Source organism: Candidatus Gracilibacteria bacterium, from assembly GCA_028687475.1.
In the GTDB taxonomy this organism is placed as follows: Bacteria; Patescibacteriota; Gracilibacteria; order BD1-5; family UBA2023; genus STC-74.
Genome location: JAQUAB010000001.1, coordinates 267,287 through 283,866 on the forward strand (window position 1 = coordinate 267,287; position 16,580 = coordinate 283,866).

Annotated in this window: 16 protein-coding genes; 8 read left to right on the top strand and 8 right to left on the bottom strand. The window is 41.6% G+C overall.

The features are described 5' to 3' along the window. Nucleotides 1-4: 4 nt before the first annotated feature. The 5 genes from PHY14_01335 to PHY14_01355 form a co-directional block, all read right to left on the bottom strand. Complete coding sequence (locus PHY14_01335; protein MDD2693555.1) at nucleotides 5-1,006, bottom strand: hypothetical protein; 1,002 nt, start codon at nucleotides 1,004-1,006, stop codon at nucleotides 5-7. Between the two features lie 17 nt (nucleotides 1,007-1,023). Continuing rightward, nucleotides 1,024-1,977, bottom strand: coding sequence for a dTDP-glucose 4,6-dehydratase (gene rfbB, locus PHY14_01340; GenBank protein MDD2693556.1), 954 nt, complete (start codon nucleotides 1,975-1,977; stop codon nucleotides 1,024-1,026). Nucleotides 1,978-1,983: 6 nt separating this feature from the next. Next, on the bottom strand, nucleotides 1,984-2,694 hold the full coding sequence (locus PHY14_01345) for a glycosyltransferase family 2 protein (GenBank protein MDD2693557.1): 711 nt from the start codon (nucleotides 2,692-2,694) through the stop codon (nucleotides 1,984-1,986). After that, entirely contained in the window at nucleotides 2,681-3,001 is a 321-nt protein-coding gene (locus PHY14_01350; protein ID MDD2693558.1) for a DUF2304 domain-containing protein, read from the bottom strand. Before PHY14_01350 ends, PHY14_01345 begins: the two co-directional genes overlap by 14 nt. An 88-nt stretch (nucleotides 3,002-3,089) precedes the next feature. After that, complete coding sequence (locus PHY14_01355) at nucleotides 3,090-3,398, bottom strand: DUF333 domain-containing protein (protein ID MDD2693559.1); 309 nt, start codon at nucleotides 3,396-3,398, stop codon at nucleotides 3,090-3,092. Nucleotides 3,399-3,544: 146 nt separating this feature from the next. Between PHY14_01355 and PHY14_01360 the strand changes: the two genes are divergently transcribed. After that, nucleotides 3,545-5,371 carry a DHH family phosphoesterase gene (locus PHY14_01360; protein MDD2693560.1) on the top strand — a complete coding sequence of 609 codons (1,827 nt, stop codon included), beginning with the start codon at nucleotides 3,545-3,547 and terminating at the stop codon, nucleotides 5,369-5,371. On the opposite strand, the gene PHY14_01365 is transcribed toward PHY14_01360, so the two are convergent. Further along, complete coding sequence (locus PHY14_01365) at nucleotides 5,368-7,416, bottom strand: acetate--CoA ligase family protein (GenBank protein MDD2693561.1); 2,049 nt, start codon at nucleotides 7,414-7,416, stop codon at nucleotides 5,368-5,370. The genes PHY14_01360 and PHY14_01365 overlap by 4 nt on opposite strands. A 17-nt stretch (nucleotides 7,417-7,433) precedes the next feature. Beyond that, nucleotides 7,434-8,555, bottom strand: a complete 1,122-nt coding sequence (locus PHY14_01370) for an acyltransferase (protein ID MDD2693562.1) — start codon at nucleotides 8,553-8,555, stop codon at nucleotides 7,434-7,436. A gap of 183 nt (nucleotides 8,556-8,738) precedes the next feature. Here PHY14_01370 and PHY14_01375 point away from each other — a divergent pair, with 183 nt between their 5' ends. The 7 genes from PHY14_01375 (at nucleotide 8,739) to hemG (ending at nucleotide 15,853) form a co-directional block, all read left to right on the top strand. Beyond that, on the top strand, nucleotides 8,739-9,509 hold the full coding sequence (locus PHY14_01375) for a CPBP family intramembrane metalloprotease (protein MDD2693563.1): 771 nt from the start codon (nucleotides 8,739-8,741) through the stop codon (nucleotides 9,507-9,509). A gap of 355 nt (nucleotides 9,510-9,864) precedes the next feature. Next, a complete protein-coding gene (locus PHY14_01380) occupies nucleotides 9,865-10,677 on the top strand; it encodes a hypothetical protein (GenBank protein ID MDD2693564.1) in 813 nt (270 codons plus the stop codon). A 1-nt stretch (nucleotide 10,678) separates the two neighbouring features. Next, a complete protein-coding gene (locus PHY14_01385) occupies nucleotides 10,679-11,983 on the top strand; it encodes an MFS transporter (protein MDD2693565.1) in 1,305 nt (434 codons plus the stop codon). Nucleotides 11,984-12,086: 103 nt separating this feature from the next. After that, nucleotides 12,087-12,302: a DUF4492 domain-containing protein gene (locus tag PHY14_01390; protein MDD2693566.1), complete on the top strand. Its 216-nt coding sequence runs from the start codon at nucleotides 12,087-12,089 to the stop codon at nucleotides 12,300-12,302. Nucleotides 12,303-12,343: 41 nt separating this feature from the next. After that, the gene (locus tag PHY14_01395; protein MDD2693567.1) at nucleotides 12,344-14,062 is read left to right on the top strand and encodes a cytochrome ubiquinol oxidase subunit I; all 1,719 of its coding nucleotides are present in this window, start codon (nucleotides 12,344-12,346) and stop codon (nucleotides 14,060-14,062) included. A 43-nt stretch (nucleotides 14,063-14,105) separates the two neighbouring features. Continuing rightward, entirely contained in the window at nucleotides 14,106-15,275 is a 1,170-nt protein-coding gene (locus PHY14_01400) for a cytochrome d ubiquinol oxidase subunit II (GenBank protein MDD2693568.1), read from the top strand. A gap of 50 nt (nucleotides 15,276-15,325) precedes the next feature. Beyond that, nucleotides 15,326-15,853 carry a menaquinone-dependent protoporphyrinogen IX dehydrogenase gene (gene hemG / locus PHY14_01405; protein MDD2693569.1) on the top strand — a complete coding sequence of 176 codons (528 nt, stop codon included), beginning with the start codon at nucleotides 15,326-15,328 and terminating at the stop codon, nucleotides 15,851-15,853. Here hemG and PHY14_01410 read toward each other — a convergent pair. Further along, entirely contained in the window at nucleotides 15,850-16,575 is a 726-nt protein-coding gene (locus PHY14_01410) for a hypothetical protein (GenBank protein ID MDD2693570.1), read from the bottom strand. The two genes, hemG and PHY14_01410, sit on opposite strands and share 4 nt — an antisense overlap. Nucleotides 16,576-16,580: the final 5 nt, after the last annotated feature.

A 16,580-nucleotide genomic window follows, 5' to 3' on the forward strand; every position in this document is an offset into this window, starting at 1 on the left:
GGAATTATTTATGATTTTTGAGTAGAAAATTCTGATTGTATTGCAAGAGAATGGTACCACTTCCATCTTGTACCAATGGCTTGTGATAGAAAATAGAATAATCAGCCATATTCTTGTCCTCTACCACATGACATGGTCGCAGATATTGGGAATCCCAATGTGGTTTGAACGGCCAATCTTGAATGCTATCGACAAATATAGTGCAATCCTTTTTTTCAGTTCGTGTATCGAGCTCAAGCGCCGTGCGAATCTTGTCTGTGAAAACAATATAATCTCACAAATCGAAAAATGTTTTCTGGTCAGCTTCAGCATATGTATAGCTCTGGAGTCAGGACTTGACGATTCATGTGTACGTATAGAGATTGCGGGTTCCGATGATGAGAAATAGGATAATTCCAAGAGAAATGAAATATTCTTTTTTTCTGAATCTCGGAATAAGAAGGAGAAAGAGTGCAAAAAGTACGAATATCCAATACGCTATGGTAATAATCGATACTCACAAAATCTTGACTCAGTAGCGAAAATTGATGCTATACGGAGTCAAACTCTCACTCTTCCAGAAGTCATTCCATCCGGTTGCAATCCGATCAGCGAAAGAACTTTTCTCGAGTCAGAAGCTCGCATGATTCCCCTGTACTGTTCATTCGACAAACAGTAATACGGGAATACTTTCTGGAATCTGATCGTAATATGTGAGGTCACGGAGAGAAAAAACAAAATCGTCCGAATGCGTTCCATTTATTTTCTGGACTGCTCATGGTATTACTTCCTGATTATTGAGAAGTCCATAACCGATCAATCCGCTTCCCGTCAGATTCCCAGCAAAATGAATCGTATCAAAATTCTTTTTTGTTCCGAGGAGAATGATACATTCTTTCTCACATTGGAAATCCACTACTCATCCCGCTTGTTCCGTATAATTCACGAAACCTTGTTGTTCATATGCATACACTCAAGAGCACCAAGCAAAGAGGAGAAATGCAAGAAATATTCTACGAAAAGACATACTCAAATAAACAAAAATTAAATAATCGATTGATACCAATTCAGCGTTCTCTGAATCCCTTCTTCGAACTTCACCTTCGGCGCCCATCCGAGTTCATTTTTGATTTTCGTCGCATCGATCGCATAGCGTTTATCATGTCCCGGTCTATCAGGAACAAAACTAATCAAATCTTCAGATTTTCCCATCGCACCCAAGAGGATTTTTGTAATCTCGAGATTCGTGTATTCATTATTTCCTCCGACATTGTAGATAGAACTTCGTTCTGCACGAGTGAATACTTCCCAGATAGCATCACAGTGATCCTCTACATAGAGCCAATCACGAATATTCGAACCATCACCATAGAGTGGTACTTTCTCATTTTTCGCCATTTTCGAGATAAAAAGCGGAATGAGGGAAATAAAGTTCTGATTGCGACCATAATTATTCGAACAGCGCGTAATCGTATAATCCACTCAGAAAGTCCGACCATATGCCTGTGTGAGCATATCGCCAGCAGCCTTCGAAGCGGAATATGGAGAAGAGGGTTCGAGATGTGTCTCCTCAGTGAAGAATCCAGATTCAGGAATATCTCCATACACTTCATCCGTCGAAATATAGTGAAATCGCTTGAGTCCAAATTCACGATGCAAATCCAGAAGATTCTGTGTCCCGAGGGCATTGACTTCGGTAAAAAGACGAGGATTACGAATGGAGTTATCTACATGCGACTCAGCAGCAAAATGAATAATATCAGTTGGCTGATATTTCTGATATACCGCGCGGAGCTCATCAATATCACGAATATCCACATGTTCGAAAGCATAGTTCGGAGCATTACGAGCTTCAGGAGTGATTTTCTCGATATTTCCTGCATAGGTCAGTGCATCCACATTCACAAAGCGAATTTCTGGAAATGCGAGAACATATTTCGAGAGAAAATTGGAACCGATGAATCCAGCGCCACCAGTGATGATAATTATTTGAGACATAAAAGTTTAGAAAAATTTCTTGTAAATCATGCGAAGTACTATACGAACTGGTCAACCAAATCGTTGTCATTTCCCGAGAGTATATTCATCATAGTGAATATTCACAGGAACCTCTGTGAATCTCAGATGATATTTCCCCACCTGATCGATAAATTCGCTCGCGTATTCCATACCATCCATGGTGAGATTCATCTTCTGAAGGGCTGGAACTCGAACCATACGATACCCATTGTGAGCATCGGTGAGATGAACTCCAGAAATCAGGGAAGTGAATATCTTTCCTCACCAGAGTGTCAGTCGTCGCATAACTGGAACATTGGAATCAGTCTTCACGATAAATCGAGACCCAAAAATAAGATCCAATTCTGGCTGTTTTCGGAATGTTTCGAGAAACTCAGACATATCTTCAATTCGGTGCTGTCCATCCGCATCGAACGTCACAACATACTCCCAATCCTGTTCACTTGCATTTCGTCGAATGTATTCGAAACCGGTCTCGAGCGCAGCACCTCCACCACGATTAATCACATGACGCAGATAGTGAATTTTTCCAGAGTCGATATATTCCTGCAGAATCTCAGGCGTATCATCCGATGAACCATCATCAACTACGAGAATCTGATGATATCCAGCCTGAAAAATCTCATCGATCACCGTGAGAATCCGAGTGGCTTCATTGTAGGCACGGATGAGAAAAATGATGTTATTTTTTTGCATTCTGGATGGCGATTTCACGAACAAGACGAGTGACTTCCTCACGAGTATTTTCTATTTTGCGTAGAAGTAAGAGAACAAAATAAAACAGAAAAATGATACTCACATACACGAGAACATCCGCACCACGTGCAATACCGAATATCTTCCCAATATAATCCAGCACTTCTGGAACGAATGTGAAAATCAGAAGTCCGCTTCCGACACCAAGAAACACGAGAAAATGCAACGCATTGAAACGTTCACGTTTCGCGATATCATACGCAACGAGAAAAATAATAATTCCCGAAATAATGAAAAATATTTGCAAAAGATTCATGCACGAGATTGTAAGGAAAACAGGAAGAAAGACAAGAAAAAAACCAACCATGATTTTCATGATTGGTAGGTGATATTTTTTATGGCGTATTCTTCGATGTCTCTGTATTCATATATTGCCATGCGTCAACCTTCGTTCCATCCGTGAGTGTACAATATGCCATATCTACACCGCCGGAAGATTCGATAGAAACTGAACCTCATTTCGAGGTACAGAACTTCGTTGCTAGTGAATCAGACTGAGAAGTCGGATAAGTCACATCGGGAATTGACGCGCCAGATGGAGCTGTCGGCATCGGAGGATTCGCTGGTGGAACTTTCTGTGAGCCAAGCGTACAAGAAGCGAGGATGAAGAGAGTAGCAATTCCGAGGAGAATTCGTGTTTTCATAGGATGATGAAGTGAGAAAATAAAAATAGTTTTATTTGGAAAGATATACATCTACAAAAACAAAGTTCTTATAGAGAAAAAGTTTATTTTTGGAGCTCGTTCAGTATACTCGTCGATATCCCAAAGTCAAAAAAGCTCCAAAATTTATGAATATTCATCTCCAACACAATCCGAGTACCAACATAGCAGAAATCCTCAGGAAGAATCGAAATATCGATGCCAATGATACTGCATTTTTTTCGCCGAAAATATCTGACCTTCATGACCCGTTTCTCATGCCAGACATGGAGAAGGCTGTAAACCGGATTCTCATCGCGCGAGAAAATCAAGAACGAATCGTGATTTTTGGAGACTATGATGTCGACGGAGTATCGAGTACTGCGATTCTTGTGAAGTTCCTGACAGAAATCGGATGTCTCGTCTCCTATCGTCTTCCCCACCGCGTTCATGATGGATATGGACTCAAGTCATATTTCTTCGATGAGCTGGCGCCTAAAAATGTGAAGCTCGTCATCACAGTCGACTGTGGAACGCGCGATATCGAACCAATTCGTCATGCGAAATCGCTCGGAATCGACGTGATCGTGACCGACCACCATGCGGTTCCTGAAGAAATCCCAACCGAAGTTGTCGCTATATTGAATCCGAAGCGAAAAGATAGCAATTATCCATTTCCGAATCTCGCTGGTGCTGGTGTGGCTTTCAAGCTTCTTCATGGAATCCACCTCACCCTTAATCCCTCTCCTAAAAGAGAGGGAAATAATACCAATTCCCCTTCTCTGAAGGAGAAGGGGTCAGGGGATGAGGTGCTTGCTCGATACATCGATCTCGCAAGTCTCTGAACTGTCGCTGACTGTATGCCACTCATGTGAGAAAACCGGACTATCACAACTCTTGGACTGCGCCAGATGAAAAACTCTGAATCTGCAGGACTCAGGAAATTCCTCGAAGGAAACGATAAAGTCGAAGGAAATGCTGATATTATCGGATTCCAAATCGGCCCGCGTATCAATGCGAGTGGAAGAATGGATACGCCGCTCACAGCACTTCGTTGGCTCCTCGCAAGTGAGGATCGGTGCGATGAATTCCTCGAAGAGATCGAAGAACTCAATAGTCGTCGTCAAGAAGTCGTGAAACAATTCTCAGAAAAAGCACTCATGGAAGCGAATCCTGATGATGCGATTTTGTTTTTTGTAGATGAAAAACTGGAACACTGACTCATAGGACTGGTTGCTGGAAAACTCACCGAAGCCTACGATCGACCATCTATCGTACTTTGCTCACAGCATGAAGGAAAAAGTGAAGAAACGAAAAAACGGGAATACGAAAGTGAAATGCAAAATGCAAAATGCAAAATTCAAAATCATAGTATTAGCAATCTTGAATCTTGAATCTTGTCCACAGGATACTCTTCGATAAATCTTGAATCCGCCACTTTAGTAGCGAGCTGTCGTTCCCCAGAATGGTGCAATCTCGTCGAATTGCTCGATGAATGCAAGGATTTCTTCGTCAGATATGGAGGACATCGTCAGGCAGCAGGATTCACCATCGAAGCATCGAAATTCACCGATTTCCAAAAAGCCATCAATGAAGCATTCGCGAAACGGTACAATCTCGCAGAAATCCCAGAAAAAACACTTAAAATCGAAAGCATCCTCGATCCCCGGCTTGCGAATCTTGCTACCCTCAGAATCATCGATACTTTCAAACCATTCGGCATCGGGAATCCGAAACCGCTCTGGATGCTCGAAAACGTGACTATCACCGAACAACGAACACTCGGCGCAGAGGGAAAACATATTTCTCTCCGAATCGCCGAAAATCCAGATATCAAATTCATCCTCTGGAATGCGGAAGACAAGAAATCAGCACTCATGGTTGGAAATATCGTCTCGCTCGTCATCGAACTCGAAGAAAATATCTGGAATGGAAAATCGAGTGTACAAGGGATGATACGGGAGGTGGCTAGCTAATCTATATACAACTTCCCATCCGCCACATACGGTTTTCCATCATTGAAAATGATAGGATTGATATCGATTTCTCGGATTTCTGGATGCTCGAAGAAGAGTCGAGAAAGATTCTCGAGGAGTACAATAAGGCCATCTATATCAGCGAGTTGCTGTCCACGATATCCTGTCATGAGCGGATACGAGCGAAGTGATGCGAGAATATCAGCAATCTCTTCTCGAGTCCACTGTCCGATATGCAGTCTGGTATCATCGAGAATCGTGAGAAATATTCCCCCTGCCCCGACGATGAATGTCTCACCAAAATTCGCGTCGCGTTTCGCACCGAAAAAGAGTTCGAGTTTTGGTGACGGAGTGAGGAATTTCCCTATTGCTACTCATTCCATTTCCCCATTTTTGCAGTATATTTCTCCATTTTTCTGGAGCGTCTCATAGACAGTAGTCACTTCTTCTCGAGATGAAACTGGACCAACAATTCCACCGATTTCCGTCTTGTGGATGATACGTTTTCCTGCCATTTTCATCACGAACGGTCAGGTGTTTTTTGTTGTATGGTCTAGGATTTCTTCGAGTGTTGTATATTCTCGCGTGTTCGTCGATGCGATACTATAAGACTGGAAGAGTTCTTCCGTCTGATTCTGATCGAGAAGGAGAGATTCTTTCTTTTCTCCGTGTGGAATAGTGGCGATTTCTGACGGTTGCTTCTGATTCACGCTCCTCTGATTCGCAAGCTTCGCATAGCTTCCGATGAGTGACTCCGTACTGAGTGTGACGAATATTCCCGCCTGAGCGAATTTCTCGCGCGCACGAAGAATCGTCTCCCCACCAATAAGCCCGATGAAAATATGATACGAAGGATTTTCTCTCGAGAATTCTACGATTTTTTCTGCAATGGCATCGATATCTGTCGTCGCCTGCACCGTGAAGAGAAAAAGAATATCGGCACTGGGACGAACCATCACGATATTCGTAAGTATCTGTGCAACACGTTCACTATCCGCATCGCCGATGATATCGATCGGATTTTTCGTACTCATCATCGTCGGCATATTGACGCGAAGTTTCACATCTTCATCTGGCGTGATAGTTGCCAATTCGAGATGATGGAATTCTGACTGATCTGTCGCGAGCACACCTGGTCATCCTGCATTCGTGATGATATACGGATTCCCGACGATGTCGCGACGAGCCGCACGAGAGAATATTTGAAGCAAATCGAAAAACTCTGCAAGCGAGTATGTGAGCATCGCACCTCATTCGCGAATCGCTGCCTCATACATAACTCGGTCGCCAGAAAGCGAACCTGTATGCGAAGCAGTTGCTTTCTTCCCATGATCAGAAACACCACCGATCATGACAATGACTGGTTTTTTTGGAGTGACTTTTTTGAGCATTTCGAGAAAAACTTTTCCACGAGCAATGCTCTCGAGATACACGGCAATCACCTCAGTATGAGTATCATCAGCAAGCTCTTCGAGAATATCCGATTCATCGATATCTGCCTTGTTCCCGAGTGAGAAAAACGCGGAAAATCCAAGACGACGCTCAGAAAGCACATCGGTAATCGCAACCGCCATGGCACCCGACTGGGAAATAATCCCGATATTTCCCGACTCGAAAAAATTCCCACCAAAAGAGAGATTGAGTCATTTCGCAGTATCGCCATATCCGAGACAATTCGGCCCGAGGATTCGAATTCCATATTTTAGAGCGATTTCTTGGAGTCGTTTTTCTCACTCCTTATTTCCTACTTCCTTGAATCCTGCAGTGATGATGATTGCTTTCTGGATACCGAACGCACCTGCCTCTTCGAGTGAGTCATAGATAAAAGCCTCTGGAATCGCGAAAATGGCAATATCTGGAACTTCAGGAAGCGCCGAGATATTCGGGAAAAAATCTTTCCCATACGCATTTCCTCATCGCGGATTGACTCCGTATACGCGACCGGAGAAATCCTGATTCTTCGCAAGAAGGATGTTCCCGATTTTTCGAGTATCTTCGGATGCACCGATGACGACGACACTTTCGATTTTTTTGAATCCAATCATAAGAATTTTGTTATTGGTTATTTTTGTTTTTTCGGAATAGATGGAACTTCGACGAAACGATAGAGCAAAAACGCTGCGAGATATGAGAACGCTATTGTCATCATCACGAACGCTCCCCACTCTTGGACAGAGAGCGGATTTCGAAATACAAACGCAAGCAAAAATGCAATGATAACTCCATGAATCAGATAGAGACTATAGGATATTTTCGCCGTGAAGAGAGCGAAGCGATTATCGAGCCAAGTTCCGATATATCGAGTGAATGGCAATATGCTACATCCGAGTGCGATGAGAATCTGAATCCATGGGAAATAGTACGGTCACTTCGGATAAGAATACGCGAAATCATCCCAGACATCGCGAATGAACCAGATGAAGACAGAAAAAACAATACCGATAATTATTACTCCAATATCGAAAAACACGTGAGGTTGTACTTTTCGCTTCTGCAAAGTGTAAACAATACCGGAAGCAATAATCCCGAACAAGAAGTGGAGAAAAAAGAGAAACGGATTGTAAAGTGGAAACCAGTAATTCGCTGGAAACTGACTCGTCTGATGCCATGGAAGCGATATCCAGAGTTCATGAAGAGCGAATGTCGCGAGAATGACCGTGAGAAAATACGGAATCATATATCTCCGACCGACACGAAAAAGTCCCATCATCACGAGCGAAGTCAGGATCCAACCGAGCATATCGAACGACACGAACCAGAGTGGACCATTCAGAATCACTGGAAAAAGTGTATCTGGATTCATCCATGTCGTGAAGGAAAATCCTGCGAGAATCGCCGACATATTGAGAGAATTTGTATTCCCAATCAGTACCGTTGCGATGATACTCAGAACAAGCGCTACATAATATGCGGGTGCGATGCGGAAGAATCGATCCTTCAGTGACGACCAGAAATCTGGTATTTTCTCGGGAGTATCGAGTACCTTCCAGTAGGATAGAGCTCGGAAAAACCCAGAGAGAAAAAAGAAAACACTCACGACGAGCGAGAGTCGAGCAATGAAATTGTGTCCAGCCAATACTGAGACTGAAAGTCAGTCTGTCGGAAGTTGTTGATTCAAGTGATAGACCACCACGATGATGGCCGCAAGAGCTCGGAGTCCATTCATTCCAGAAAGGAGATTCATGAGAAGAAGGAAAAAGTAATAACTACCTTGAGTATATCGGAAAGTCCGAAAAAATGGAAATTCTTTCGCGATATTTTGCGATGATTACACACTTTCATTATTGCTTTTTCATACGAAGCAGTATAATTCAACGAGTTTTTTCCTGAACAAGACAGCAAGGTATTCTGAAGGAATTTCGAAAATATGCAAAAATACCCACTCTTCTCATTCCAATGACTCAAGCATCTCATTTTCGCTGTTAGTTTTCTCTTTGCGATACAGCTTATTGATTACGGATATTTTACCTTTCTCCATCCATGACTCAAGTTCCCAGATTATTTTCCTATCATGCTCCTTTCCATATTTCTCGGTTGGAAATATGTCATCAGGAGACCATTCTCAGAACTCATAGGCATAGGAATCACAGACAAAAAGCTATTGCTTCAAGAATTCTTCCGCGGAGGACTCTATGGATTACTTCTTGTTTTTATTGTTGTGTGAATTGGGGTCGTTTTTCATTCGATACCGTATGCATTCAATCCTGAATTCTGAAAGAATATTTTATTCATGATTCTGGGATATCTCTTCTTCATCCCACTTTCTGCATTCTATGAAGAATTGCACTATCGATGACTCTATATCAGTCTCTTCGATGGAAAATATGCCCGATTGATAGCGATACTCATCTCAGCAATCATCTTCTCATACGTACATATCCAGCTTCAGGATAACTATACGATATATTATCTGATCAATATGTTTCTGTTTGCATTGATTTTATCACTGCTTCGATTACGATACCAGAATATTATCTTTCTCGTCGGAGTACATGCTGCTTGGAATTTTTTCCTCATTCTTCTATCTCCTCTCTTCGGTGCTGAATCAGAGAGATATGCAGAGTTCACTCTCACAACTACTTTTGTATTGGTATGCACTCTCTTAGTGGAACTCTATTTATCTATCAGGAAGAAATAATTCTGAGTATATAGATACTGGTTCCCCCCAACAAGCCATAGATGAACTTGCAAAAGGGAAAATGATGGAGAAGGTGTTGAGAAGTTAAAAAGTCTTGAAAAACATAAGAAAAAGGTACAATAGAAATCTATATATTTTTATAATTTTTATTTACTATGGAGTGAACAAATATTCTAAAACCCTTTTTTATAACAAGTATATTAAATATTATTGTAACTTTTACTAGTTACAATATTTGGTGATTTGAGATAGCATTATTAATTACACTTATTTTATCAACAGGATTTATTATTATGGGAATTACATGACTTGAAAATACAATAGCTCAAACTCATAATAAGAATCACAAATAATAATGTCTGATGATACACCTACTCATATTCTTTTCGATGAAATCAACTGAAATATAATTTTATCACCAAATCTTACACCAATATTTGAATTTTTAATGAATATAGAAAAAGATATTGAATTTTTATTAAAGCAGGAAGAGCGTATCAGTATTATAAAAGATGAGCTAAATAAACTACTTAACTATACTAGAACTATTGCAAAAAAGGCTGAAGATAGTGGAATCAATCTACCTTCTCCAAAAGAGATTGATTTTGATTTACTCATAAGTCAATTTGAGTACAGAAAGCCCGCTATAGTATGAGAAATGCTAAGTTTATTTGCATTTCTTGAAACTATATATTGTCTACATATCGCATATAACTTGGAACTAGGTAGTAAGGAAGAACTCTTAGAACATACATTGAATACAAAAGAAAAAGAAAAGTTTATTGCGAAATTTTTACTCTCAACTGAAAATTGATACTTTAAGAAAAATAGTAAATTTCTCTGAAAAATTACACCGAAAAAGATGCGAAATTTTAGAAACTATTTAGTACATTTTTATTCTGTTTCTGAATGAATAGGAATAGTTCATAGAAATAATGCAAAGAGTGCAAGAAAAATCGAAGACAAGCTAAAATGAAGTCTTACTGTATTTATTTCTTCTCTTGATCTACAATCTTTATTAATTGAAGCCGTAAAAATACTGCTTAGAAATTGGAGTAAAGATTATTTAACTGATAGTAAGCTATTTAAAAAAAGGATTTACTTTGTCTCTAAAATTGTAGAAGAGAATGCATGAAAACAAATAATGGATAATCAAATAAACTTATAAAATGCATAACTCTCGCCTCTTCCCCCACATCCTCATCAACACCGCAATCGCTGGATTCACGAATATGCTGATCTGGTTTGCGATTACTTTCTGGCTCTATCTCGAGACACACTCGGTCTTCATTACAGGGATGCTTGGAGGGATATATCTAGTCCTCAATCTCTTCGGAGGTATCTGGTTCGGATCTCTCGTCGATCATCATCGCAAGAAGCCGATTATGCTCGTATCATCAGTCACTTCCCTCCTTTTCTATTCACTCGCATTCGGTATGCTCGCATATTTTCCTGAATCTGCATGGACTGATATGTGGAATCCTTGGCTGTGGCTCTTCATCTTCGTGACGATGCTCGGAGTGGTGGTGGGTAATATCCGTATGATAGCACTCTCGACTCTCGTGACCATCCTCATTCCAGAAGAGTGACGAGACAAGGCAAATGGGCAGATTGGAGCAGTGAATGGACTCGTATTCACGGTAGTATCGGTTTTCTCGGGACTGATTATCGGACGACTTGGGATGGATTGGGCAGTAGGCATTAGTATGACAGTGACACTCCTCGTGATACTCCATCTTCTCTCACTCTCATTTCCTCCTGAGTCATACCTCGATGATCGACATGAAGATGATAAGAAGATCGATCTGATAGGAACAATACGGATTATCGCAGGAATTTCTGGACTTTTTGCGATGATATTCTTTGCGATGTTCAACAACTTTCTCGGAGGAGTATTCATGTCACTGATGGACGCATACGGACTTTCTCTCGTATCGGTAGAAATCTGGGGAACGGTTCTTGCGATTACAAGTATCGGATTCATCGCCTGAGGAATGATCGTCGGAAAATACGGACTCGGAAGAAATCCCGTCAAAACCCTTCTCTTCGTCAACGCCATTATGTGGACTATCTGCATACTTTTCCCTGTTGTATCTTCTATCTGGCTCGTTGGAATCGGATTTTTCGGATTCATGATGCTCGGCCCTATCGCAGAATCTTCAGAACAAACTATTATGCAAAAGGTGGTTCCTCTCGAACGCCAGTGAAGAGTCTTTGGATTTGGACAATCGATGGAAAATATTGCTTCTCCTCTTACTGCATTTTTTGTTGGACCGCTCACACAATTCCTCGTGATTCCTTGGCTTGCCAGTCCTGTCGGAGATGAGATATTCGGTGGATGGTGGGGTACAACTCCCGATCGAGCAATGGCTCTTGTATTCGTTCTTGCAGGACTCGTTGGGCTCATTGTCACGATGATTGCATTTGGTACAAAAAGTTACAAAAACCTCTCGGAAACATTCGTGAAGTGATAAAAGAAACAGATGGGTAAAGTATTTCTTTGTATACATTTTTAGTACAAAAATTTGCTTTTGAAAAAAATCCTTTATACTGGTAGCAGTACATAAAAAAGCATTCATGTCCTTTCTTCGCTCTGTTTTCTTCTTCTACTACAATGGACTCAGAAACATGACCATCTTCGGAAGGAATTTGTGGAAGCTCGTGATTGTGAAGGTGATATTCCTCGTGATTATCGCCAATTTTTTGTTTCCTGATATTCTCAATGAACAATTCGATAATGACACAGATCGAGCAAATCATGTAGCTGAGAATCTTCTCAATCTCGGGAAGTAGCACCAAAATGTTTTTATTTCTTTTTTCTAACCTTTTTCCCTATGTTCGAATTCTTGAGTCTCGTCGACTGGTCTCGTGCGCAATTCGCACTGACCGCTGGATTCCATTGGATTTTTGTTCCGTTCACGCTCGGTATTACGTATATCATCGCCACTATGGAGACGATATATTTCGTCACTGGAAGTGAGATGTGGAAAAAAATCACTCAGTTCTGGACAAAAATTTTTGCCGTCAACTTCGCTGTCGGAGTTGCAACGGGAATCATCCTTGAGTTCGAATTTGGAACGAACTGGTCGAACTATTCTTGGTTCGTCTGAGATATATTTGGTGCACCACTCGTGATCGAAGGACTCGCTGCCTTCTTCCTCGAGACCACATTTCTCGCAGTGATGCTCCTCGGATGGGATAAAGTGAGTAAGAGATTCCATCTCGCATCTGCATGGATTGTTGCTTTCGGTGGATCATTCTCAGCCGTATGGATTCTCATCGCGAATGGTTGGATGCAGCATCCAACAGGAATGGTATTCAATCCTGACACGCTCCGAAATGAGATGATCAATATGTGGGGGGTAGTATCCAACCCTGTTGCACTCACGAAGCTTTTCCATGCCCTTTCTTCTGCCATCACTCTCTCAAGTGTCGTTGTCATTGGTATTAGTTCATGGTATCTCCTCAAGGGAAGAGAAAAAGAGTTCGCATACAAAACAATTGCTCTTGTTTCGATTTTTGGAGCTGTCGCTTCTATCATGAATATTATCGCTGGTGATCTCGCTGGAAAGGATATGGCAAAATACCAGCCAATGAAAGTGGCAGCTGTGGAAGGTCTCTATGAATGAGGAACTCATGCGGGATTTGCTCCATTTGCATTCTTCGGTGAACAGAAAGCCGACGGAACTCGCGATGTTCTCTGGGAAATGAAATTTCCTGGAGTTCTCTCTTGGCTTCTTTTTGGTGACACTAATGCCTATGTTCCTGGTATCAAAAATCTCCTAGAATGAGATCCTGCACATGGAATCGTCTCAGCTCCAGAGCGTATCCGCAATGGAAAAATCGCTATCGAAGCACTCAAACAGTATAAAGAATATAGCAAAAATGGAGATACTATCAGCGCACAAATAGCACTCAATGAATACAAGAAATATGAGAAAGATTTCGGATATGGCTATTTCGATGAGAATAATCTCGGGGAACTCGTACCAAATGTTCCATTCCTCTTCTGGTCGTTCCGTTATATGGTCGGGCTCGGATTCTTCATTGCCCTCTTCTTCCCTCTCATGTGGTGGCTTGCACACAAGAGAACGCTTGAGAAATATCGTTTCCTTCTTCTTTTTGCGATTATTCTTATTCCATTCGTCTATATCTCTTCTGAACTCGGCTGGGCTGTCGCAGAAGTCGGACGTCAACCATGGATTGTCTATGAAGTTCTCCCTACCAAGGCAGCCATATCTGCAACAAGCACGACGAATGTTGCACTTATATTTATCGGATTCTTCCTCATATTCACAACACTCTTCATTGCTGCATTCCGCATTGCTCTGAATCAGATAAAAGTTGGACCAAAAATCGCAGAAAAAGCAACAAAAGATGACAATGAAGATGAAGATGAAACAGCTCAAAAAGAATCTATTCAACCTGCTCCAGCCAAAAGAAAAGCTCCAGTCAAAAAACCTGTTCCAAGAAAGCCAGCAGTAAAAAAAGTCGAGGAAACAACAGAAAAACCAGCTCCAAGAAAAAGAGCACCGAAGAAACAAGCAGAATAATCATGATTCCTTTCTTTTCATATAATTCCTAATTTTCTTCACTATGTTCGAAACGCTTTCCACTCTGGAACTCCAACAATATCTCTGGTTCATTATCTCATTCATCGGTGCAGGACTCGTATTCATGCTCTATGTCCAGTGAGGCCAGACGCTCGCGATTCTCCTCGCGAAGTCAGAAGCAGAAAAAACCGAAATGCTCAATACCGTCGGAAAACGCTATGAGATCACCTTCACTTCTCTCGTGACATTCGGTGGTGCATTCTTCGCAGTATTTCCACTTTTCTATTCGACTTCATTCGGTGGTGCATTCTTCGTTTGGTTCGCGATTCTTTTTCTCTTCATCATCGAAGGTGTCTCATTCAAGTACAGGAAAAAGGTAGGAAATTTTCTCGGAAAAAAGACATACGAAGTATTCCTTCTCTTGAATGGAATAGGTGTCCCTCTCCTTATTGGTGTCGCGGTCGCCACATTCTTCACAGGTGCGAACTTCCATGTCGAGAAAACAAGTCTTCTCTCAGGTGATACCGTATCTGTATGGGATAGTGCATGGCATGGACTCGAAGCTCTTTGGAATCCACTCCAGGGTGCATGGCTCACGAATATTTCTTTTGGTGTTGCGATTGTCCTCCTGACAACGATTCTTGCGAGTCTCAATATCATCAAGAATATCAACGATAACGAACTCGTCGCAAGAGCCCGAAAATATCTCCTTCCATCAACACTCTTTTTTCTCGTATTTTTCCTCTTCTTCCTCTACAAGATTCTCACAATAGACGGATTCGGTTATGATCCACTCACAGGGGTTGTTTCTATGAAAGAATTCAAGTACCTGCATAATCTTCTCGAAATGCCATTCGTCACAGCAGGATTCGTCTATGGAGTTCTCATGGTGGTTCTCGGAATCGTTCTCGGATATTTCACGAAGTTCCGTCGAGCATTCTGGTTCTCGGCACTCGGAACATTCTTCGTAGCACTCACACTCCTTCTCTTCGTCGGATGGAACAATACTGTTTTTTATCCTTCTCTCACTGATCTTCAGAGTTCACTCACGATAGAAAATGCTTCATCAAGCCGCTACACGCTCATAGCAATTTCTTATGCATCACTCCTTGCGCCTGTGGTTCTCGCATATATCTCATGGGTATGGAACAAGCTACGAGATGACGGCATTGGGAAAGATATCATGAATGAAAAATCCGGAAGCACCTACTAATCATATAATTCTCAAGAAACTCCTTCGGGAGTTTTCTTTCTCTTATTTCTATGTCTACCCCAACACTCATCATCTACGCCACCACCGACGGTCACACTCAGAAGATTGCAGGTGTCATCCGTGACACGCTCGAATCCATGGATCACGAGGTTGATGTACGAAATGTTCTCGAAGAGCCTGTTGACCTCACGGGATATGACAAAATCATTGTCGGCTCCTCTATCCGCTACGGCTACCACCACAAATCGATAGTGAAGTGGATTGATGCTCATGCGGAGGAACTATCACAGCGAAAGAATGCCTTCTTCTCCGTGAATCTCGTCGCACGAAAATCCGAGAAATGCACCCCCGAAACCAATCCCTACGTGCGGAAATTCCTCGCGAAAATCAAGTGGAAGCCACAACTCTCTGCCGTGTTCGCGGGCAAGCTCGACTACAATATCTACAATTGGTTCGATGCGTTCATGATCCGCCTCATCATGCGAATGACAGGATGACCTCTCGAAACTCCAGAACCCATCGAGTTCACCGATTGGGAACAAGTGAAGAAGTTCGCAGAGGAGGTGGGGAGACTCTAAGATTCAACTGCTCGAATTCCCTCTACAAGATTTCTAAATTCCTGAAGGAGTAAGCTAATATATAGTCCTCATAAGGTATCAGCAATAGGAATAATGTATTCCTCTGTCTCTTGTACTTGTCACCTTGCATTTTTGATCCATCTTTCTATTTGCTCTTTTGAAGCACTTGATGATTGTATAAAACCATCAAGTAGTAACCGAATCTCATGGGTTCGAAGATTCCCGATTCTATCGGGAACTTTTATTTTTCCTGCTTCAGGATCTCATTTTATACTAGCATAATGAACTTTCTTTCTCTCTTTATCAAGAATAGCATCTCCTGTCTTTTTTGGATTCGAAACAGATGCTACTCGATGAGCAACCTCTTTTCCAATAAGATACTGAAGACTCTCCACTCCGATTCGCGTATCTTCATCATTATCATGGAGAAGACGAGCATGAGAGTTCACGAGACTTTTGTCTCGACATTCTACTGCACCAATGAGAGCAATAGCTTTTGGATGTTCGAAATATCTATCTCCTGAGCGACGAGTTACTACTAACTTGTATCCAAAACTTACTTTTGCGAGATCATAAGTTGCCATGAGTTTTCATAAATCATCTCAGCCGATATCAAGACAACTTGCCATAATCTTCCTAAACTGTTCGCGTGAGATATCTGTTGGGGACAAATAATTTCCACCAATATATACTGAAGGAGGTGCTTTTATAATTTCTGACATACAAA